Origin of the sequence: Mycobacteroides immunogenum (assembly GCF_001605725.1) — a bacterium.
Taxonomy (GTDB): domain Bacteria; phylum Actinomycetota; class Actinomycetes; order Mycobacteriales; family Mycobacteriaceae; genus Mycobacterium; species Mycobacterium immunogenum.
Genome location: NZ_CP011530.1, coordinates 4492802 through 4512132, shown reverse-complemented (window position 1 = coordinate 4512132; position 19331 = coordinate 4492802). Strand labels below are relative to the sequence as shown.

Annotated in this window: 22 protein-coding genes and 2 pseudogenes; 12 read left to right on the top strand and 12 right to left on the bottom strand. The window is 65.4% G+C overall.

The genetic code is table 11. The features are described from left to right. Positions 1-11: 11 nt before the first annotated feature. Together menE and ABG82_RS22365 are read right to left on the bottom strand one after the other, a co-directional pair. Positions 12-1160, bottom strand: coding sequence for an o-succinylbenzoate--CoA ligase (gene menE / locus ABG82_RS22370; protein ID WP_078343821.1), 1149 nt, complete (start codon positions 1158-1160; stop codon positions 12-14). After that, positions 1157-1498: a DUF3349 domain-containing protein gene (locus tag ABG82_RS22365; protein WP_043077012.1), complete on the bottom strand. Its 342-nt coding sequence runs from the start codon at positions 1496-1498 to the stop codon at positions 1157-1159. The genes menE and ABG82_RS22365 overlap by 4 nt, the downstream gene beginning before the upstream one ends. A 63-nt stretch (positions 1499-1561) precedes the next feature. Here ABG82_RS22365 and ABG82_RS27920 point away from each other — a divergent pair, with 63 nt between their 5' ends. From ABG82_RS27920 to ABG82_RS22355, 3 genes are read left to right on the top strand one after another with little or no spacing between them, the layout of a single operon-like run. Next, positions 1562-1777, top strand: coding sequence for a hypothetical protein (locus ABG82_RS27920; protein WP_078343843.1), 216 nt, complete (start codon positions 1562-1564; stop codon positions 1775-1777). Further along, positions 1762-3051, top strand: coding sequence for an inorganic phosphate transporter (locus ABG82_RS22360; protein WP_043077013.1), 1290 nt, complete (start codon positions 1762-1764; stop codon positions 3049-3051). The genes ABG82_RS27920 and ABG82_RS22360 overlap by 16 nt, the downstream gene beginning before the upstream one ends. Before the next feature lie 28 nt (positions 3052-3079). Further along, positions 3080-3361, top strand: a complete 282-nt coding sequence (locus ABG82_RS22355; RefSeq protein WP_043077014.1) for a hypothetical protein — start codon at positions 3080-3082, stop codon at positions 3359-3361. A 30-nt stretch (positions 3362-3391) separates the two neighbouring features. On the opposite strand, the gene ABG82_RS22350 is transcribed toward ABG82_RS22355, so the two are convergent. Both ABG82_RS22350 and ABG82_RS22345 read right to left on the bottom strand, forming a co-directional pair. Then, positions 3392-3778, bottom strand: a complete 387-nt coding sequence (locus ABG82_RS22350) for a VOC family protein (RefSeq protein ID WP_043077015.1) — start codon at positions 3776-3778, stop codon at positions 3392-3394. 27 nt (positions 3779-3805) lie between these two features. Continuing rightward, entirely contained in the window at positions 3806-4693 is an 888-nt protein-coding gene (locus ABG82_RS22345; protein WP_043077016.1) for an SDR family oxidoreductase, read from the bottom strand. Positions 4694-4825: 132 nt separating this feature from the next. On the opposite strand from ABG82_RS22345, the gene ABG82_RS22340 reads away from it, so the two are divergent. Continuing rightward, positions 4826-5656 (top strand): SDR family oxidoreductase, encoded by an 831-nt coding sequence (locus tag ABG82_RS22340; protein WP_043077017.1) that lies wholly within the window; start codon positions 4826-4828, stop codon positions 5654-5656. Positions 5657-5735: 79 nt separating this feature from the next. On the opposite strand, the gene ABG82_RS22335 is transcribed toward ABG82_RS22340, so the two are convergent. The 4 genes and pseudogenes from ABG82_RS22335 to ABG82_RS22320 all read right to left on the bottom strand — a co-directional run bounded on the left by ABG82_RS22335 (position 5736) and on the right by ABG82_RS22320 (position 8325). Next, positions 5736-6668, bottom strand: a complete 933-nt coding sequence (locus tag ABG82_RS22335; RefSeq protein ID WP_043077018.1) for a 1,4-dihydroxy-2-naphthoyl-CoA synthase — start codon at positions 6666-6668, stop codon at positions 5736-5738. Between the two features lie 56 nt (positions 6669-6724). Next, positions 6725-7420 (bottom strand): hypothetical protein, encoded by a 696-nt coding sequence (locus tag ABG82_RS22330; protein WP_078343823.1) that lies wholly within the window; start codon positions 7418-7420, stop codon positions 6725-6727. A gap of 106 nt (positions 7421-7526) precedes the next feature. Then, positions 7527-7984, bottom strand: a pseudogene (locus tag ABG82_RS22325) (carboxymuconolactone decarboxylase family protein). Then, the gene (locus ABG82_RS22320) at positions 7981-8325 is read right to left on the bottom strand and encodes a GNAT family N-acetyltransferase (protein WP_043077019.1); all 345 of its coding nucleotides are present in this window, start codon (positions 8323-8325) and stop codon (positions 7981-7983) included. The pseudogene ABG82_RS22325 and the gene ABG82_RS22320 overlap by 4 nt, the downstream one beginning before the upstream one ends. A gap of 49 nt (positions 8326-8374) precedes the next feature. Here ABG82_RS22320 and ABG82_RS22315 point away from each other — a divergent pair, with 49 nt between their 5' ends. Together ABG82_RS22315 and ABG82_RS22310 are read left to right on the top strand one after the other, a co-directional pair. Continuing rightward, positions 8375-9391, top strand: a complete 1017-nt coding sequence (locus tag ABG82_RS22315; protein WP_043077118.1) for a pirin family protein — start codon at positions 8375-8377, stop codon at positions 9389-9391. After that, entirely contained in the window at positions 9388-10569 is a 1182-nt protein-coding gene (locus tag ABG82_RS22310; protein ID WP_043077020.1) for a GGDEF domain-containing protein, read from the top strand. The genes ABG82_RS22315 and ABG82_RS22310 overlap by 4 nt, the downstream gene beginning before the upstream one ends. On the opposite strand, the gene ABG82_RS22305 is transcribed toward ABG82_RS22310, so the two are convergent. The 4 genes and pseudogenes from ABG82_RS22305 to ABG82_RS22295 form a co-directional block, all read right to left on the bottom strand. Beyond that, positions 10566-11015, bottom strand: coding sequence for a nitroreductase/quinone reductase family protein (locus ABG82_RS22305; protein ID WP_043077021.1), 450 nt, complete (start codon positions 11013-11015; stop codon positions 10566-10568). The two genes, ABG82_RS22310 and ABG82_RS22305, sit on opposite strands and share 4 nt — an antisense overlap. Positions 11016-11093: 78 nt before the next feature. After that, the gene (locus tag ABG82_RS22300; RefSeq protein WP_052510953.1) at positions 11094-11891 is read right to left on the bottom strand and encodes a DoxX family protein; all 798 of its coding nucleotides are present in this window, start codon (positions 11889-11891) and stop codon (positions 11094-11096) included. Positions 11892-12092: 201 nt separating this feature from the next. After that, positions 12093-12197, bottom strand: a pseudogene (locus ABG82_RS28355) (Clp protease N-terminal domain-containing protein); the annotation flags it as partial. 6 nt (positions 12198-12203) lie between these two features. After that, positions 12204-12536 (bottom strand): hypothetical protein, encoded by a 333-nt coding sequence (locus tag ABG82_RS22295; protein WP_043077022.1) that lies wholly within the window; start codon positions 12534-12536, stop codon positions 12204-12206. A 134-nt stretch (positions 12537-12670) separates the two neighbouring features. Between ABG82_RS22295 and ABG82_RS22290 the strand changes: the two genes are divergently transcribed. The 6 genes from ABG82_RS22290 (at position 12671) to ABG82_RS22265 (ending at position 19308) form a co-directional block, all read left to right on the top strand. Continuing rightward, positions 12671-13639 carry an o-succinylbenzoate synthase gene (locus tag ABG82_RS22290; protein ID WP_043077023.1) on the top strand — a complete coding sequence of 323 codons (969 nt, stop codon included), beginning with the start codon at positions 12671-12673 and terminating at the stop codon, positions 13637-13639. Between the two features lie 11 nt (positions 13640-13650). After that, positions 13651-14487: an alpha/beta fold hydrolase gene (locus tag ABG82_RS22285; RefSeq protein ID WP_043077120.1), complete on the top strand. Its 837-nt coding sequence runs from the start codon at positions 13651-13653 to the stop codon at positions 14485-14487. A gap of 12 nt (positions 14488-14499) precedes the next feature. After that, positions 14500-16122, top strand: a complete 1623-nt coding sequence (menD, locus tag ABG82_RS22280; protein ID WP_043077024.1) for a 2-succinyl-5-enolpyruvyl-6-hydroxy-3-cyclohexene-1-carboxylic-acid synthase — start codon at positions 14500-14502, stop codon at positions 16120-16122. After that, positions 16119-16559: a DUF3592 domain-containing protein gene (locus ABG82_RS22275; RefSeq protein WP_078343824.1), complete on the top strand. Its 441-nt coding sequence runs from the start codon at positions 16119-16121 to the stop codon at positions 16557-16559. The genes menD and ABG82_RS22275 overlap by 4 nt, the downstream gene beginning before the upstream one ends. A 61-nt stretch (positions 16560-16620) precedes the next feature. Continuing rightward, positions 16621-17763, top strand: a complete 1143-nt coding sequence (locus ABG82_RS22270; protein ID WP_043077025.1) for a glycosyltransferase family 4 protein — start codon at positions 16621-16623, stop codon at positions 17761-17763. A 426-nt stretch (positions 17764-18189) separates the two neighbouring features. Further along, positions 18190-19308: a GGDEF domain-containing protein gene (locus ABG82_RS22265; protein WP_043077122.1), complete on the top strand. Its 1119-nt coding sequence runs from the start codon at positions 18190-18192 to the stop codon at positions 19306-19308. Positions 19309-19331: the final 23 nt, after the last annotated feature.

The following is a 19331-nucleotide window of genomic DNA, read 5'->3' as shown; positions in this document are numbered from 1 at the left end:
TGAACTTGAGGTCAAGAGAAGCGTTTGACGAGTGCCCGGCGGTCCAGTTTTCCGATGCCACGGCGGGGTAGTTCGTCGAGCAGGTGCAGTTCGCGCGGTGCCGCGGTGCCGTCGAGCGTGGCGGTCACGTGCTCGCGCAATTCGTCCAGTGTGGGCGCACCCGCCGCCGAGGGCACTATCGCGGCGGCCACGCGCTGGCCGAGCCGGTCGTCGGGCACGCCGAAGACGGCGCATTCGGCCACCAACGGATGCGCGCCGAGGGCGGCCTCCACCAGCTGCGGCACCACGGTGAGCCCGCCGGTGCTGATGGCCTCGTCCAGGCGTCCCAGTACCCGTAGGCGCCCCTCCTCGAACTCGCCGAAGTCATCGGTGTGAAACCAGCCATTCTCGGCAAAAGCCTTGTGTTCTGGCATGTTTCGATAGCCCGCCGCCACGGTGGCGCCCCCCAGGCTGATTCGCCCCTCCGGGCCGATCCGCACCTGGACTCCGTCGAGAGCGACGCCGTCGTACACGCATCCGCCGCAGGTCTCGCTCATGCCGTACGTTCGGACCACGGGGATGCGCGCCTGGGCCGCCTTGATGGCCACGATGGCGGGTAGCGGACCGCCACCCAACAGCACCGCGTCGAATGCGGCGAGCGTTTCTGAGGCTGCGGGGTCATCCAGCGCTTTGACCAATTGTGTTGCCACCAAAGAGATATACCGCCGACTCGCGGTCATCTCGGAGGCGGCTCGCACAAAGTCAGGGAGGCAGAACCCTGCCGAAACGTCGAGCACCACGGGATCGGTGCCGGCCTGGATGCTGCGCAGCAGCACCTGCATCCCGGCAATGTGGTGTGGCGGCAGAGCCAGCAGCCATTGGCCGGCGCCGCCCAGGCGGGTGTGTGTCGCCGCACCGCTGGCGGCCAATGCCGATCCGGTAAGCATGGCGCCCTTGGGCTTTCCGGTGGTTCCGGAGGTCGAGACCACTACGGCCACATCGTCGGCGATGGGCTCGTCGGCGGAAAGTTCGGCGGCCAGGAAATGTGCGTGTTCGGCGTCGTCGGCGGGTACGGGTAGTACCGCGTCACCGCGGCCGTCCAATAGCTCAGCCAGGCGGGGCAGCAGGCCGAGCATGGTCTGCCCGCTGGGCACGGGCAACGCGCGTAGTAGCCGCGTCACGCGGAATGGTCAGAGGCCTGACCGGAGCCCGGCTCGTCGCCGTGGTCCGCGGGCTCGCGTGGATCATCAAGGGGCCAGCCCTTTTTCGCCAGTCGCTCGCGGATACGCTCGATGTCGTCGCCGGTGGGCAGCTCGTCGGTGATCTGGGTGATGAGCACCCCGATGTCGATGTTGTCGAAGTCGCCCCGGGCCATGAGCTCGCGGGCCACGGTCTTGACCTCGTCATTGGAGAGGCGGCGCCCCAGCAGTGCCAGTAGCGGGACATAGTCGGGTGGCGGGACACCCTCGGGGTACCCCGCCCGAAGCCAGGTGACGATCTTGTTCAGAAATGCGTTCACGGCCTCTAACTCCTGTAGGGACGGGCGGCCGTCCTGGATCTTGTCGACTGTCTAGCGATGGTAGTGCTGTTGATGCCCGTTGTCGCCAGCCAAAACCTAGCGGTACCGGGTGCCGAAACGCGCGAGCAGCCCGAACAGTCCGCACCTAAAAGGTTAACGGAATGTGAACTCCTTGCGGGAAATATCAAACTGGCCGGTCAGCGCCCAAACTTGGTCGGTCATCAGCTGGTCAAAGTCAAGTCCTTTGCCCCAGAATTAGCGCCATGGACGCAACCATGATCATTCTGGTGCTGCTGATCGCAACAGCGCTGGCCTTCGACTTCACCAACGGGTTCCATGACACCGGTAACGCCATGGCCACGTCCATCGCAACGGGCGCTCTCAAGCCCAAGACCGCGGTCCTGTTGGCGGGCGTTCTGAACCTGGTCGGCGCCTTCCTCTCCGTTGAGGTCGCCGTCACCGTGACCACGTCGGTCATCAAGGTGCAGGACAGCAAGACGGGGCACCTGCTGCCCAACATCACCCCGTCCATGGGTCTGACAATCATCTTCGCGGGCCTCATCGGCGGCATCCTGTGGAACCTGCTGACCTGGCTGTTCGGCATCCCGTCCAGCTCGTCGCACGCGCTCTTCGGTGGTCTCATCGGTGCCGCGCTCGCCGCGATCGGAACCGCGGGCGTCAAGTGGGACGGCATCCTGCAGAAGGTGATCATCCCGGCCGTCGCCGCTCCGCTCATCGCGGGTCTGGTCGCCGCCGCGGGCACCTGGCTGGTCTACCGCATCACCCGCAACGTGGTGAAGAAGCGCCGCGAGGAAGGCTTCCGCTGGGGTCAGATTGCGACTGCGTCCCTCGTCGCACTGTCCCACGGCACCAACGACGCGCAGAAGACCATGGGTGTCATCGCCTTGGCGCTCATCACCACCGGCCACCTGACCGGCAACGTCAAGGAGACCGGCCTGCCGTTCTGGATCATCGCCAGCTGCGCGCTTGCTATCGGCCTGGGCACCTACCTCGGTGGGTGGCGGGTCATCCGCACCCTGGGCAAGGGCCTTGTTGAGATCGAGTCCCCGCAGGGTCTGGCTGCCGAAGCGTCCTCGGCAGCGATCATCCTGAGCTCGAGCGCCGCCGGTATGGCACTGTCCACCACCCACGTTGCGACCGGTTCGATTCTCGGTACCGGCGTTGGTAAGCCGGGTGCCGAGGTGCGCTGGGCCGTGGCCGGCCGCATGGTGCTGGCCTGGCTGGTCACCCTGCCCGCTGCGGGCGTCGTCGGCGCACTGTCCTACTGGTTGTCGCATTTCATCGGCAACCTCACCACCCCGATGGTCGGCGACCTGATCATCTTCGCCCTGCTGGTGGTGCTCTCCGGCTACATGTGGTGGCGTGCGCAGCAGGAGAAGGTCGACTCCAGCAATGTCAACGCCGATTGGGACGAATCCACCAACTCGGTGGTCCCCGCCGATGTTCGTGAGGTCGAGCTCGAAGCGTCCGACGAGGTGTCGGTCAAGGATGCTCCGAAGAAGGACTCCGCCAACGACACGGCTTCGGTCTAGCCACCCCAGCGAAGAGAAGGAATCCTCGATGAACTACTTGGAAGCCATCGGCAAGGTGCTCGTGGTTGGGCTGATTCTCGGTGCGGGTCTGCCTGCCGTCTTCGCGGCGGGTCTGGTCGCCTACTCGTCGGGTGCCGGTGGCACCAATGACGACGGCACCGTGGTCGCCCCGAACCCGGCCGTGAAGTTCCTGGGACTGGCGCTGTTCACCCTGGTTGGTGCGGTCGTCGTCCTCGCGCTGCTCTGGATCACCCGGACGACGATCATTCACCACACCGGCGTTGACTTCTTCCCGTTCCTGAAGAAGTAGCCAAGACCCATAAAAGACACCCGGCAGGAGTTACTGCCGGGTGTCTTTGCGTAGCGGGTGGTCCGGGGGGATCTGCACGAAGATCAGCGTGATGCCGTCGGGCGCCGCGACATGCATCTCATGCAGACCCCACGGCTCTTGTCGCGCGACGCGAGATATCGACGCCCCGCGGCTTTCCAGCTCGGTCTGGGTCGCGTAGACGTCACGCACCTGGAGCCAGAGCGCACCCGGAAACGGCGGCGGGGGACTGTCCGGGCGGCCGTGCCCGGCGATCTCGATGAGCGACTGTCCGGCGAAGAACACCATGCCCGCCCCGTAGTCACGGGCGACGGCCAGCCCCAGCGTGTCCCGGTAGAAGGCCAACGTCGCGTCATAATCCTTAGGACGCAACAGTATTCGGCTGGACAATATCTCCATGAGCCGTGTCTACCACGGCGCACGGTCCTAGCCCAGGGTTTCGGGCCCCGAGCGCGCCATCCGCGTCACCAGCTCGGGTGCCACCGCGTTCACCGTCGCGGCGAACACCGAGAAGCGCGGGGCGATGCGGGCCGGCCGCACCCGGGCGGCCAGCACCATCCATTCGGCTGCCTCGGCCGAGGTCAGCGCCGGGGCGTCGGTGAAGGCCTCGGTGGGCGCGATCATCGGGGTGCGCACCAAGGGGAAGTAGAGCGTGCTGGTGTGCACGTTGTACTTGCCGTACTCGACGTCCACGGTGCGGCTCAGGGTCGACAGCGCCGCCTTGGAGGCGTTGTACACCGCGAACTTTGGCACCACATCGTTGAGCACGCCCCAGGTGGCCACGTTGATGATGTGGCCGCTGCGCCGCTCCACCATGCCGGGAGCGAAGCCGCGGATCAGCCGTAGCGGTGAGAAGTAGTTGAGCTGCATGGTCCGCTCGGCGTCGTGCCAGCGGTCCAGGGACTCGTAGGTGGCGCGCCGGATGGAACGGCCGGCGTTGTTGATCAGAATGTCGAGACCGCCGTGGCGCTCGTTCACCGTCTCGACGAGTTTGTCGATGGCGTCCAGGTCGGAGAGGTCGCATGCGATGGCGTCGGCCTCGCCGCCGTCGGCGGTGATGCGCGCCGCGACCTCGTTCAACAGGTCCTCGCGCCGGGCCACCACGATGACCTTGGCGCCGAGCTTGCCGAACCGATAAGCGGCGTCTTCACCGATGCCGGAGGAGGCTCCGGTGATGAGCACACGCTTGCCCTTGAGAGAGACCCCGTAGTTGGGATCAAACTTCGCCCGCAGCAGTGCGGGGCTGGGATATGGCTGCATGACCGCGCGGGCGAGGGCTGTGCTCACACGGCTGCTGACCGAGTTCTTACTCACGAGTAAGAACTGTATGCCTCTTTCGATGCACGCGAAATGCCGGGTCCCGGTGACCTATGTCTCGCCCGGTTTCGCGTATCGGCGGTGTCCTACGCTGACCTCACTCACCCTATGACGACAAGGACGTGGCTTATGGGATCACTGGCGGGTAAGACCATCATCATGTCGGGAGGCAGCCGCGGTATCGGGCTGGCCATCGCGCTTCGTGCGGCGCAGGACGGCGCGAACGTGGCAATCATGGCCAAGACCGCCGAGCCGCACCCCAAGCTCCCCGGCACCATCTACACCGCCGCAGAGGAAATCGAGGCCGCCGGAGGTCATGCCCTGCCGCTGCTGGGAGACGTCCGTGACGACGAGGTAGTCGCCTCGGCGGTCGCCCAGACCGTCGAGAAGTTCGGTGGGATCGACATCGTGGTCAACAACGCCAGCGCGCTCAATCTGGCTCCTTCGGAATCCATTTCGATGAAGGCCTACGACCTGATGCAGGACATCAACGCGCGCGGCTCGTTCTCGTTGTCCACGTCGGCCATCGGGGCACTCAAGGAGGCCGACAATCCGCACATCCTGACCTTGTCGCCGCCAATCACCTTGGCGCCTAAGTGGTTCGAGCGGACCACCACTGCCTACACCATCTCGAAGTTCTCCATGAGCCTGGTGGCCATCGGGCTGGCCGCCGAGCTGCGCGAGTACGGTATCGCCTCGAATGCGCTGTGGCCGCGCACCACCATCGACACCGCCGCCATCCGCAACATCCTGGGCGCCGAGCTGGTTGCCCGCTGCCGCTCGGCGCAGATCATGGCCGATGCCGCGTACGAAATTTTGACCAAGCCCAGCCGTGAGGTCACCGGGAACTGCTTCATCGATGACGAGGTGCTCGCCGGGGCGGGCGTCACCGATTTCTCGAAGTATCGCGAGTGCGCCGAAGAGGACCTGGAGCTCGACTTCTGGATGGAGCGCGCCTAACTTCTCTTGGCGAGCATGCTGAAATATGCCTCAATACACCCGAATTTGGCGCATTTGGGCATGCTCGCCGACGGGGGGGCTAGTAATGCCAGGGGTAGGGCGACCAGTCCGGCTCCCGCTTCTCCAGGAATGAGTCGCGGCCCTCGACGGCCTCATCGGTCATGTAGGCCAATCGTGTTGCCTCCCCGGCGAACAGCTGTTGTCCCACCAGTCCGTCATCGGTGAGGTTGAACGCGTACTTCAGCATGCGTTGCGCCTGCGGCGACTTCCCGTTGATGGCGGCGGCCCATTCGAGTGCGACGTTCTCCAGCTCGGCATGGTCGAGAACCTCATTGACCGCGCCCATGTGATGCATCTGCTCGGCGGTGTATGGCCGGCCCAGGAAGAAGATCTCGCGCGCGAACTTCTGCCCGACCATCTTGGCCAGATACGCGCTGCCATACCCGCCGTCGAAGCTGCCCACATCGGCGTCGGTCTGCTTGAAACGTGCGTGTTCGCGGCTGGCCAGCGTCAGATCGCACACCACGTGCAGGCTGTGCCCGCCGCCGGCCGCCCAGCCGTTCACCAAGGCGATCACCACCTTGGGCATGAAGCGGATGAGGCGCTGCACTTCCAGGATGTGCAAACGGCCCGCGCGTCCCGGATCCACGGTCTCGGCGGTCTCGCCCCCGGCGTACTGATACCCGGTGCGTCCCCTGATGCGCTGGTCTCCGCCGGAGCAGAACGCCCAGCCTCCATCTTTGGGGCTGGGACCGTTTCCGGTGAGCAGCACCGCCCCCACATCGGACGTCATCCGCGCGTGATCCAGGGTGCGGTACAGCTCGTCGACGGTGTGCGGGCGGAATGCGTTGCGCACTTCGGGACGGTTGAACGCGATCCGGACGGTCCCCTTGGTGACGCCCTGCTCGACGTTCCGGTGATAGGTGATGTCGGTCAGATCCTCGAACCCCGGCACCGGCTGCCACCGCGTCGGGTCAAAGGGATTGGCGGTCTGTCCCTGGTCTTGCGTCATGGCTCCGACTCTAGAGGCCGACCGGTACGCGGTCGGCCGACGCTACCCGCGAACGATTACGCCGAGGTCTGCGCGCTCGCGGGGCTGGTCCACTGGGTGAACAGGCCCGGCGGCGGCTGCTGGCACCATGCCCACTTGCCGTCTTCCTTGCGGAATTGGTTCGGCTTCGTTTGGGTTTGGGTGCCGGAGCCGCCGAAGCTGTAGGTCGCGGTGATATCCCCGGTGGCGCTGTCGCCGACGATTTTGATGTTGTCGATCGCGAACTTCCCGACGGCGGTGGATTCGCGCAGGATTTGTAGGACGCCGGTGGAGTACGAGAACTGGTCGCGGTTGACGATCGCCCTGACAAGGGAGGCCCGCTCACCGCTGCCCGCGCTGGGGAACTGTTGCGCCACATCGCTGGCCAGGGTCGAGGTATCGCCGTACATGAGCGCGTCCTGGGTGCCCTTCCAGGAATTGATCGACGGGACCAGCTTGGAGTCGGCGGTGCGGCTCGACACCTGGTAGCGCGGACAGGTCAGCGCGTTACCGGCATCCAAGTCGAGACCGGCCAGGGCCTTGCCCATTTCGGCCGTCACCTGACGGATCTGCTCCTGGTCGCTGACGGTGGGCGCGACGGTGGTTTGAGGAACCTCGGTGGGCTTGGTGAGCGTCTGATAGACGGTGCACCCGGACAGTGTGGTGGCAAGTGCGGCCGTCACCACGACCGAGCGCGCTGTCTTGCGGAAATGTGTGGCACGCACCTGAGGCATCGTCGAATACCTTCCCCGTGAGATATGTCCTTGACCAGATAATTACTCTCGCTCAAGAAACCTAACCCATGACGGTGGGGGTGTATTCCCGGACCGAGCCCGCCGGTCAGCGGGGCTTGATCGGGTGGCGGCTCAGAATCGAGATCCGGTTGAACGTGTTGATCATGATCGCCGACCAGACCAGCGCCGATACCTGATCGTCCGTCAGGTGTGCGCGTACGGCGGTGTATTGCTCGTCGGAGAGGTGATGCTCGGTGACTTCCGTCACGGCCTCGGCAATGGTCAGGGCGGCACGCTCCACATCGCTGAACAGCTCGGCCTCCTGCCACACCGGAAGCACGGCGATCCGCTGAGGCGACTCGCCCTCTTCCAGGGCGATGCGGGTGTGCAGGTCAAGGCAAAAGAGGCAGCGGTTGAGCTGGGATACCCTATGTTGACCAGTTCCAGCGTTGTTCGCGAGAGCCCTGCGTCGGCGGCGCGCGCGCGAAGTTCGGCGGCGGCCTTGGTCAGCCCCTGATAGACGGAGGGGGACTGTTTGTCGATGTAGACGCGATGCTCGCTCATCCCTGGCGTGCCTCGACCGCCGCGAGTGCCTCCCGGGTCACGGGGCTGAGGATGTCGTCGAACTCGTGATTCTTGCCGACGAACTTCCTGACGTAGGGGCACACCGGGACGATCATGCGGCCCGTGGACCGCGAGGTGGTCAGGGCGGACCGCACCAAGGTCCCGGCCAGGCCACGCCCACCGAATTTCTCATCGATCTCGGTGTGGAAGAAGATCCGTACCGCGGTGCCGTCCAGGGAGGTATCCAGGTACTCGGTGAAACCGGCGAGCTCGCCGTCTGCGGTTATCTCGAATCGATGGTTGGCGGGCGCATCGGTGACCGTGGCTTCGGATTCGTCCATGGTGACCAACTATGCCGCACATGCCGCGAATTCGGCCGATGATGAAGGCATGAGCAACACCGAGACCACACCCACGGAGACTCGATGCGAGGGTGGCCCGTGCCCACGTGACGGCGCCGGACGTCCCGTCGTTGAAATACTCACGCCCCGAGAGGTTCCGCTCGGCGGGCCGCGTGCCATGACGGTGCTGCGCACGCTGCCGCAGGCTCAGCGGTCGCTGATCGGCGCGTGGTGCTTCGCCGACCATTACGGACCTGACGACATCACCCAGACCGGCGGCATGGATGTGGCCCCGCACCCGCACACCGGGTTACAGACGGTGAGCTGGCTGTTCACCGGTGAAATCGAGCACCGCGATAGCAATGGGGTGCATGCGATGGTGCGTCCGGGGGAGCTGAACCTGATGACGGGCGGGCACGGCATCTGTCACTCGGAGGTGTCGACGGCCCAGACCACCGTGCTGCACGGCGTGCAGCTATGGGTCGCGCTGCCCGACGAATCCCGCGATGCGGCACGCGAATTCCAGCATTACGCGCCCGAGGCCGTCACCGCCGGCGGGGTGAGCCTGCGAGTTTTTCTGGGAACATTGGCGGGGCAGGTCTCGCCGGTGCGCACCGCCACCGCGCTACTCGGTGCGGAGTTGCTGCTGGAGCCGCACAGCACGGTGCGCTTCGATGTCGACACCGGTTTCGAACACGGGCTGCTGGTCGATACCGAGACCATTGAGTTTTCCGGCACCCTGCTTTCGCGCGGCGAGCTGGGCTACGTGGGTACCGGGGTGGGGCAACTCACCATGACCAATCCGACGAACGACACAGCACGGGCGATTCTGTTGGGCGGCAGGCCGTTCGGCGAGCAGATCGTGATGTGGTGGAATTTCGTGGGCCGCGACCATGATGAAATCGCGGAGTTCCGCGAGGAATGGCGGGCCGAGTCCGAACGCTTCGGCCGGGTGGATGGCTACCAGGGAGCGGTGTCCCGCCTACCCGCCCCGCCGCTGCCGAAGGTGCGGATGGTGCCGCGGCGAAACGCCCCGACTGCCAACCCTGGTAACGCGGCGCCGTGATCCTTACCTACGTCCGCTCCACCGCCTGGATGGGCTTTCTGCGCCAATGGTGGACCGAACCGGTGCCGACGGGGTGGCTGCGGGGGTTCCTCCACGCACGCAAGCTCGATCGGACCGTGCGCAACCTGATCGGTGGGTATGCGCTGATTTTCGCCGCGATCTGCGTCGCTGTGCAGTTCAGCGACACCGGGCCGCGCAGCACGGTGGGCCGGGTGATTGTCGGCATCTGTGCGCTCGGCTCACTCGGGTGGGCGCTGCGCTGGGTGGTTGGGCCGTGGCCGTCGCTGCGCGAAGCCGTAGCGTTCGTCGCCTTCGCCGATATCGGCATCGCGGTCGCTTGTTGGCAGGACTCCGATCCGCTCGCGGGCCTGGTGGGGACGGTGCTGTTCACCCCCGTCGGGGCGTACGTCAGCTTCTTCCTGGCGAACCGGCTGTTGGTGGCCCATATCGCCTGGTGCGCTCCGATGATCGTCGCGTTGTCGTCCCGGCTGTTCGCCGAGGGCACGGTCGGCGCGGCGATGACGGCGCTGGTGAAGGTGACCAGCATGCTGCTGGTGGTGGTGCTGATTCCGGCGGTCATTCAATTCGGGATCGCCGTGGTGCGTCTGGATGCGCTTGCCGCGCAGCGTGACCCGCTGACCGGGCTGCTCAACCGGCGCGGCATCTACGCTGCCTGGCAGGGCCTCTACAACGGGCTGCGGCGTGAGCATTCGTTGGAGGGCGATCAGGTGATCGCCGCTGCCATTGTCGATATCGACAGATTCAAGTCGATCAACGATCGGTACGGCCATGGCACGGGGGACCGGGTGCTCGTCGACCTGGCCACCGCGCTCACGTCCGGGTCCATCGGGGCAGCTGTGGTCGGCCGCTCGGGAGGTGAGGAATTCCTGGTGGTGACGGTCTGCCCGGCGCAGGCCGTCGCCGAGTTCGCCGCCCGGCTCCGGGAGGCCGTCACGGCTTCGATGCCGGCGGGTATCGCCGTCACGGCGAGTGTGGGTGTTGCGGCGCAAGCCATCTCGGGCGTGGTGTCGACCACGTCGCAGGATGCGATCGACATCCTGACCGCCTGCGCCGATCGCGCGATGTACGAGGCGAAACGCGACGGAGGAGATCAATCCCGGATCTTGTATCCGGGCCACGACTCCGAGGTTCGGTATGTGTGGCGTTCGGGCGCCTAGCTTCCCACCGGATCGAACCGGAATACGGCGGCGATCCCGGCCAATGCCTCGAACTCGTCCGGTGTGCCCTCCTTGACCAGCCCGGCGTTTCTGATGAAGCCGACCCCGGTGGGCACCTCGATGGGGAAGGCGCGCAGCACCGGACGGGCATCCTCGGCAGACAGCTCGACGATACGGACCCGCTGGGTGTGCCGCCCCTGGGTCAGGGTGCCCTCTTTGGCCTTACGCGCGTTGGCAATCCAGGCCGATCCCGGTACGCCGCCGACGGCGTAGCGCTGGCCTTCCAGTGTGAACGGGGTGATGGGGGTCGAGCGCGGTTTGCCGGATTTGGCGCCCGGAACTGTCAGGACCACCATCGGCAATTTGAGGCCCACCTTATGCCCGCCGATGACAACCTTGTTGAAGTACTTGAGCCATTTGGGAACGGGTTTTATGTCAACTGACATGACATCACGGTACTCCTGCGATGTGCCGTTTGGCTAGAGGTTTGGCGCCAGGAATGGATCAGGGTTGGTGCGGTGGAGCTAGCTACGCGTCGCGGCGTCTTTCAGTTCTGACCGCAGGTGTGCGGCATGGTCGGCGATCTTACGGCCACGCTGCGACGCGGCGTCGGCAAGCGTGTTGCCTTGCTCTTGCGCGACCTTCGCGAGCTGGTTGCCCTTGTCGCGGGCGTAATCGGCCAATATGGGCGCCTTGTGGCGGGCGATCTCGCTCAGTGTGGAAGCGCCCTCGCCTATGGTTTCGGACACCTCATCCCAGCGTTCGCTCGCCCTCTCTGCCAATGACCTTGTGGCGTCGCCAAATTCATTTATTTTGTCGGTAAGGGACGGTGCCGTGTCATTTGTTGTGGGAACGACAGAGGCCACCACTGCGGCCGCGTGGCGGGTGGCCCGCCGGGCGCGCCATGACAGTCCCGGACGGCCCTCGGTGTCTATTCCCGCGATGATCAGGCCGCCCAGTATGGACGTGTTCTTCCAGAAATGAGCGCGTTGTTGCGCACGCGCCGCGGGGTCGGACTCCTGCCAGAATTGGTTTTCGGCCACTGTGGTTGGCACCAGAGTGCCCGCGAGTACCAGTGCGGAGATCCGTGGCAGCTTTCCGCTGGCCAACGCCAATCCGCCAATCAGCTGCAGTGCCTTGTTGACCCGCGCATACACCTGAGGATCATCCGGCAAGTATCGAGTGACACCCTGGGGCAACATGTTTCGGGCTCCGGGCACCACAGGCTCGGCGGCAGGTGCCGCCGCCTCGCGCCAACCATTCAAACCCGCAGCGATGAAGTACGAGCCGAGCAGCGGGCGGGCAATGCGCCGAACCAACATGAAAACCTCCAACGCGATTGTGCGGATGACCTTTTGGGGCGGACGTCATGCGGCGACGCCCGCCGAAGAAGGTCGACGGGCGCCACCATCGCCAGGCAGTTCTCGCCGCCACATACGGCGTGCACGCGCCCGATTACCCACTCTAGTTTACGTTGTACACCAGATGCTGACAAGGTCGCGGGTTTTGGATTTTCAGCCGGGTCAGTGAGTTTTGCCCCGCAGAATGTCGCCGAGCCGGCGGGTCACCTGCTCCTCGGCCACGACGGCGTTGAGTCCCAGCTCGGCGAGCTTGCGCGAGATGGCGGTGGTGGGCTAGTTACGGCGCGGCCGTGCCCGGAATCTCCGGCGGGCCGCGTGAATCGCGCCAACCGAGCGGCCCAGTCGCGTCGCGACCTGCGCGGCCGTCGACGACGAATCGAGCACGGTGTTGATCTCGTCCTTGGTCCACGGCTTCTGCCAGTTCAGCGGATGATCGGACGCGTCGGCGAAGTAGTGCTGAGACCGCCGGGTGGCACGTTGATTGATGGGCTCCCAGCGTTCCCGTTCCAGCTCGCCGATTTCCCGCAGCCGTCGTGACTCGGCCGAGGAACAGCCCCCGCACCGGCAACCAGCTTGAAATCCCGCGACTCCGTGAGCCGTTGTCATGCCCTCTCCTTCGCACTCTTCGCGCCAATCTGCCCCGAGGGCAGATTGGCAGCCGATACGGGGACGCACTAGATCCGAAAGTCACTTCGGGCCGGTGGGGCGGTCGCTCCACGTCGCGTGCGACGATCGCGGATGTGGAGCTGCCCGCGTTGGAGGATGTGCTCGACCGGCTGCATGTGGTCGCCCTGCCCATGCGGGTGCGATTTCGCGGCATCACGACTCGTGAGGTCGCGCTGATCGACGGCCCGGCGGGGTGGGGCGAGTTCGGTGCCTTCCCCGAGTACGAACCGCCCGAGGCCTCCGCGTGGCTGGCCGCGGCCATCGAGGCCGCATATCGCGAGCTTCCCGCGCCGCGCCGCGACCGCATCCCGGTCAACGCGACGGTGCCCGCGGTGCCCGCCGCCGACGTACCCGCGGTATTGGCACGCTTCCCGGGTGCGCGGACCGCCAAGGTCAAGGTGGCAGAGCCGGGCCAGACGCTCGCCGACGATATCGCCCGCGTGGAAGCGGTGCGCGCCCACATCAGCACGGTGCGGGTGGACGCGAATGGTGGTTGGACCGTTGAACAGGCCATCCGGGCGTTGACCGCGCTGACTCGCGACGGTGCTCTGGAATACGCCGAGCAACCCTGCGTCAGCGTGGAAGAGCTGGCCGAACTGCGCCGCAGGCTGCCGGGTGTACCGATTGCGGCGGACGAAAGCATCAGGCGGGCAAGCGATCCGCTCCGTGTCGCGCAGGCGCGAGCGGCCGATATCGCGGTGCTCAAGGTGGCGCCCCTCGGCGGGGTGAGCGCCCTGCTGGGCATCGCCGAACGCATCGGCATGCCGGTGGTGATCTCCAGTGCGCTGGATAGCGCGGTGGGCATTGGCATCGGTCTGCGGGCGGCGGCGGCGCTGCCGGTGCTGGGGCACGCGTGTGGATTGGGTACCGGGGGATTCTTCGTGGACGACGTAGCGGATGTACCGCCGTTGGTGGATGGCCACCTTCCGGCCGCATTGGTCGCTCCCGACCCGGCCCGGTTGACCGCGCTCGCGGCACCCGTTGACCGGCGTGATTGGTGGCGGCGCAGAGTGGCCGAGTGCTACGCGCTGCTGAACCGGTAGGTTCAATCAACGTGCCTCTCGCGAACATCAACGGCATCCAGATCAGTTACGACGATCGTGGGCCCCTGGCGCTCGGCGCCTCAGGTGATCCCGTCGTCTTCATCTCCGGGCGCGGTGGCGCGGGCCGCAGTTGGCATCTGCACCAGGTGCCGGCCTTTCGCGCCGCCGGTTATCGCACCATCACGTTCAACAACCGGGGCATACCTCCGACCACAGAGTCCGCTGACGGGTTCACCCTGCAGGACATGGTGGACGACACCGCGGCGCTCATCGAAGACCTCGGCGCCGCCCCGGCACGGCTGGTGGGCTTCTCCATGGGAGCGCTCGTCGCCCAGGAGCTCACGCTCACCCGTCCTGATCTGGTGACCGCGGCGGTCTTCATGGGGACGCGGGGGCGCGAGGACGCGACGCGGTCGTTCTTCCGCAAGGCCGAGCTCGAGCTGTCCGCCTCCGGTGTCGAGGTGCCGGCGGCATACCAGGCAGCGATGCGGTTGATGCTGAACTTCTCCCCGAAGACCCTGAACAACGATGCGGCCATCAAAGACTGGATCGACATGTTCACGCTGTGGCCGGAACCGGCATCGGGCGGCATTGATCATCAGCGCAGCGCCATACCGGCCCCCGACAGGCCGGGCGCCTACGCCGGAATCAAGGTCCCGTCGCTGGTGATCGGATTCACCGACGACATGACCCTGCCTCCCTATCTGGGCAAGGAGGTGGCCGACGCGATCCCCGGCGGTAAGTATGTCGAGATCTCCGACGCGGGGCACCTGGGCTTCATCGAGCGTCCCGACGAGGTCAATCGCGTGATCCTGGAGTTCTTTGCGAGCACCGCTCGGACGGTATGACACCCTGATGGCATGAACCCGTCGACCGCACAGGCCCATGCCGTAGTCGACGAGCTGATCCGCGGTGGCGTCCGCGACGTGGTGCTGTGCCCTGGTTCGCGGAACGCCCCGCTGGCCTTCGCGCTGCACGACGCGGATAAGGCCGGCAGGCTACGTCTGCACGTGCGCATCGATGAGCGCACCGCCGGCTTCCTGGCCGTAGGGCTTGCCGCGTCCAGCGGTGCACCGGTGCCGGTGGCGATGACGTCCGGAACGGCGGTGGCGAACCTGGGTCCGGCGGTTGTGGAAGCGAACTACGCCCGGGTGCCTTTGATCGTCTTGTCGGCCAATCGTCCGTACGAACTGCTGGGCACCGGAGCCAACCAGACCATGGAGCAGCTCGGGTACTTCGGTACCCAGGTGCGCGCGGCGATCAGTATCGGTCTGGCCGAAGAAGGCTCGGAGAAGATCGAGGCACAGAACCCGCATTGGCGCTCGGCTACCTGCCGAGTTCTGGCTGCCGCCAAGGGATCCCGTACCGCGAATGCTGGACCCGTGCAGTTCGACATCCCGCTGCGGGAACCGCTCGTACCGGACCGCGATGGCGGCCCGGTGCCGGAGGGACGCCCAGGCGGTGTGCCGTGGACGTACACGCCGGACGTGACGTTCGACGAACCTGTCGACATCGATCTGACGCTCGATACCGTGGTGATCGCCGGGCATGGTGCGGGTACCCACCCGAATCTCTCGATGCTGCCCACGGTGGCTGAACCGACTGCGCCGCAACCAGATAACCCGCTTCATCCGCTGGCGCTCACCTTGCTGCATCCACAGCAGGTGATCATGCTGGGGCGGCCGACGCTGCATCGGCAAGTGTCGGCGTTGTTGGCCGACAGCCGGATTCCGGTGTACGCGTTGACCACCGGCCCACGCTGGCCCGATGTGTCCGGCAACTCACAAGCCACCGGGACCAGGGCCGTCGCATCCGGAAACCCCGACGCGGCATGGCTGCAGCGGTGTACTCATGCGCATCAGAAGGCGCTCGGCGCGGTCCGTGGCCAACTGAGCACACACCCCCTCACCACGGGTTTACATGTGGCGGCACAGGTCTGCGGGTCACTGCGTGACGGCGACCAGCTGGTTCTCGGCGCGTCCAACCCGGTCCGCGACGCCGCGCTGGTTCCGTGGGGCGCCAAAGACGTGCGCGTGCGCTCCAACCGAGGAGTGGCCGGTATCGACGGCACGATTTCGACCGCCATCGGTGCCGCGTTGGCGCACAAGGGCGGCCGTACGGTGGCGTTGATCGGCGACCTGACGTTTGTGCATGACAGCTCGGGCCTGTTGATCGGCCCGACCGAGCCGCAGCCCGAGAATCTGACCATCGTGGTCTCAAATGATAACGGCGGCGGCATTTTCGAGCTGTTGGAGCAGGGTGACCCGCGATTCCACGATGTATCGTCGCGCATCTTCGGTACCCCGCATGATGTCGACATCGCGGCGCTGTGCCGGGCCTATCATGTGGATTCGCAATCCATCTCGGTGGAGGAGCTGGGGCCCGCCCTGGACGAACCGGCCCGGGGCATCAGGGTTCTGGAGGTCAAGGCCGATCGCTCGACCCTGCGCGAGCTGCATGCCGCGATCAGGGCCGCGCTGTGAACCGGCGCTCCCGCGTCATCAAGAGATTCCGCATCGGGGTGCTGATCCTGGCGGGCCTGATGACACTGCAGTCGCTGCTGTTGGTCGCCGGTGCCTGGCGTAACGACAAAGCCATCGAACGCGATATGGGCGTCGCGTTGGCCGAGGTGCTCAGCGCGGGGCCGCGGCGGTCCACCATCGAGTTCGTCACGCCCGAACGAGTCACGTACCGGCCGGAATTGGGCGTTCTCTATCCGTCGGAGCTCAGTCCGGGCATGCGCATCTATGTCGAGTACGACAAGTCCAACCCGGATCTGGTTCGCGTGCAAGGACGTAACGCATCGCTGTCGATCATTCCGGCTGGTTCCATCATCGTGGTGGTGTGGACGGTTGCCGGGACGATACTGCTGGGGCTTGCCTGGATGCGGCGCCGCGGTCCGGCGCCCGTTCATGTGTAAGTTTGCGTGACGTATGCCTGGGGGCAACCTAACTGCCAGTTGATCCTGACATGCTGTCGATGTGCGCATCGCGATCGTCGCCGAGTCGTTCTTGCCGAACGTCAACGGAGTCTCCAACTCGGTGCTGCGGGTGCTGGAGCACTTCCGCCGCACCGGGCATGAGGCCATCGTCATCGCGCCGGATACCCCGCGTGGACAGGCACCCGCCGGGACCGAGCACAACGGCGTTCCCGTGCACCGGGTGCCCGCCATCATGTTCCCCAAGGTGAGCACTCTGCCGCTGGGCGTCCCGCAACCGCGCATGGTCCGGATTTTCCGGGAGTTTGCCCCCGACGTGGTGCATCTGGCTTCGCCGTTCGTGCTGGGATACGGCGGACTGCGCGCCGCGCAGCATCTCGACATCCCGGTCGTGGCTGTCTATCAGACCGACGTGGCGGGATTCGCGGACAGCTACGGTGCCGGATTCGCCGCGCGTGCCGCCTGGCGCTGGACAAGGCATCTACACGGACGCGCCGACCGTACCCTGGCTCCCTCGTCGTCCGCGATGGAAGACCTTGCTGCGCACGGAATTCCGAGAGTGTTCCGGTGGTCCCGCGGTGTCGATATCGAACGCTTCGCCCCCTCGGCGCGTGACGAGGAGCTGCGCCGATCCTGGTCGCCCGAGGGCAAGCCGATTGTCGGGTTTGTTGGGCGGCTTGCGCCTGAAAAGCATGTCGAGCGTCTGGCGGTGCTGGCGGCGCGCGACGATGTGCAGCTGGTCATCGTGGGTGGCGGCGTCGAGCGGGATGCGCTCGAAAAGCTGATGCCCGCAGCGATATTCACCGGCGAACTGACCGGATCGGCGTTGTCGCGGGCGTATGCCAGCCTCGATGTCTTCATCCATCCGGGCGAGCACGAGACGTTCTGTCAGGCGGTGCAGGAGGCATTGGCCAGTGGGGTGCCGTCCATCGCGCCGGATGCCGGTGGGCCGAGGGACTTGGTGATCCCCGGCCGCAACGGCATGCTGCTGCCGGTGGCCGACTTCGAGGCGCGGTTGAGCATGGCGGTTGATCATTTGGTGCAACCGGCCACCCGCAGCCGATTCTCGGCGGCCGCGCGCCGGGGAGTGCTCGCACGCACTTGGCCCGCCATCTGTGATGAGCTGCTGGAGCACTATGCCGCCGCGGCGGGCACCACGCTGGGCCGCGGCATCATGACTGCCTGACTTTTGCTCCGGGAGGTCGCCCAGACCGGCCCGAAGTCGGGGGGAATGATTCTGCCGGCCACCGGAGGTAGGCCGAACAATGGCCGCCACGCGATTACTGGAAACTGGTAACGGTCATGGCCACACTGGTACGGTGGCCGTTACAAGAATGCAGAGAGAATTGATCGTGCCGGTGATTATGTCACAGTCGGGGCGATGCCTTTCCTTATGAGTTGGTGACGGCAACTACTGAGGTGGATTGGTGATGAATCATGGAGTATCGAGCTATAGATCGGTTTTATTGTCAAGATCACAATGGCATTTTGAGGAAACGGGTTTCGCTGGTCAGCGGCGAATTTTGGCCGTCAAAGGCCATTTTTACTGCCTGAGCTGTCAATAATGAACGGGACGGCACCGCGCAACGCAATGCGGCGTGAGACCGACAAAATGATAATCGAATCACGCCCCGTATTGAACGGTCGGCGGTATGGCGTGTCCTATCGATTTCTCACCACTGCCCTGGAAACGACGAGAAACACCGCGCGGTTAAAGATCGCCATCGGGGTGCTGTGTATTTCGATGACCGTGCTGGCGGTGATCGCGCAGTTCAACCCGCTGGGCCCACAGGGGCTCTGGCCGCGGGTAGTGCATGGCATCGCGGCTGGTTCGGCGTTGCTGGTAGGGGTGGCATGGATTGTGCGTCCCTGGCCCAGCCGGCCCTGGGCCATCGCATTCGTCTTCTGGGCCGACACTGCGACCGCCGTCGGCGCCAGCATGTGTTCTCAGCCCGCGTCGCAGCTCGGTGCCACCAATCACCTGGCTCTGATCGGGATCTTCGCGGCGTTCCTGCTGGGATGGCGGGTGCTGGCCGCGCACTGTCTCTTCGCTACCGCGGTGATCACCGCGCTCACACTGGGGAATCTGCACGCCGGTGCCGCGACCCTGTCCGAACTGTACATCTACAACGCGCCGGCGTACTCGAATGTGGTGTTCTTGCCCATCGTCATTCAGGCGGTCATTGAGGGAATGCGTAAGTCCATCTATAGAAACGCCATTGCCGCCCACCATGATCCGCTGACAGGCCTGCTCAACCGGCGCGGTGTGCAATCAGCCATGCGGGCCCGGCTGCGCGGCGAACCGCCACCTGCCATCGTGGCGGTGTTCGTGATCGACATCGACCGTTTCAAGGAGGTCAATGACACCTACGGCCATGACGTCGGCGACTCCACCTTGAAGTATGTCGCCGACACCCTCGCCGGCGGCATCCGCAACCGCGATTTCGCTGCTCGCATCGGCGGAGACGAGTTCATGATCGTGGCCTTCCTGGACCGTTCCGAGGACGTCGATACGGTGCGTGCCCGGATCTGCGACTCCTCGTTGAACACGGCCGAGGCCACGGTGTCGATCAGCGTCGGCTCGGCCTGGCAGTACACGCATGATGAAGACTTCACATTCGAATCACTCTCGCGAGAAGCTGATTTCAGCCTTTATGAGGCCAAGCGCACCCGCAAGAATCAGCGTGTGCCCCGGTCGTGCACGTGCTATCCGAGTTATCCCGGGGCATAGGGGCTGGAAGTAGGTGGCACGCG

Coding starts and splice junctions, on each gene's coding strand:
- ABG82_RS22300 (WP_052510953.1), bottom strand. CDS start 11,891: ATGTTGGTTCGGCGCATTGCCCGCCCGCTGCTCGGCTCGTACTTCATC.
- ABG82_RS22295 (WP_043077022.1), bottom strand. CDS start 12,536: ATGACAACGGCTCACGGAGTCGCGGGATTTCAAGCTGGTTGCCGGTGC.
- ABG82_RS22355 (WP_043077014.1), top strand. CDS start 3,080: ATGAACTACTTGGAAGCCATCGGCAAGGTGCTCGTGGTTGGGCTGATT.
- ABG82_RS22305 (WP_043077021.1), bottom strand. CDS start 11,015: ATGTCAGTTGACATAAAACCCGTTCCCAAATGGCTCAAGTACTTCAAC.
- ABG82_RS22320 (WP_043077019.1), bottom strand. CDS start 8,325: ATGGACGAATCCGAAGCCACGGTCACCGATGCGCCCGCCAACCATCGA.
- ABG82_RS22315 (WP_043077118.1), top strand. CDS start 8,375: ATGAGCAACACCGAGACCACACCCACGGAGACTCGATGCGAGGGTGGC.
- ABG82_RS22335 (WP_043077018.1), bottom strand. CDS start 6,668: ATGACGCAAGACCAGGGACAGACCGCCAATCCCTTTGACCCGACGCGG.
- ABG82_RS22360 (WP_043077013.1), top strand. CDS start 1,762: ATGGACGCAACCATGATCATTCTGGTGCTGCTGATCGCAACAGCGCTG.
- ABG82_RS22340 (WP_043077017.1), top strand. CDS start 4,826: ATGGGATCACTGGCGGGTAAGACCATCATCATGTCGGGAGGCAGCCGC.
- ABG82_RS22330 (WP_078343823.1), bottom strand. CDS start 7,420: ATGCCTCAGGTGCGTGCCACACATTTCCGCAAGACAGCGCGCTCGGTC.
- ABG82_RS22350 (WP_043077015.1), bottom strand. CDS start 3,778: ATGGAGATATTGTCCAGCCGAATACTGTTGCGTCCTAAGGATTATGAC.
- menD (WP_043077024.1), top strand. CDS start 14,500: ATGAACCCGTCGACCGCACAGGCCCATGCCGTAGTCGACGAGCTGATC.
- ABG82_RS22265 (WP_043077122.1), top strand. CDS start 18,190: ATGATAATCGAATCACGCCCCGTATTGAACGGTCGGCGGTATGGCGTG.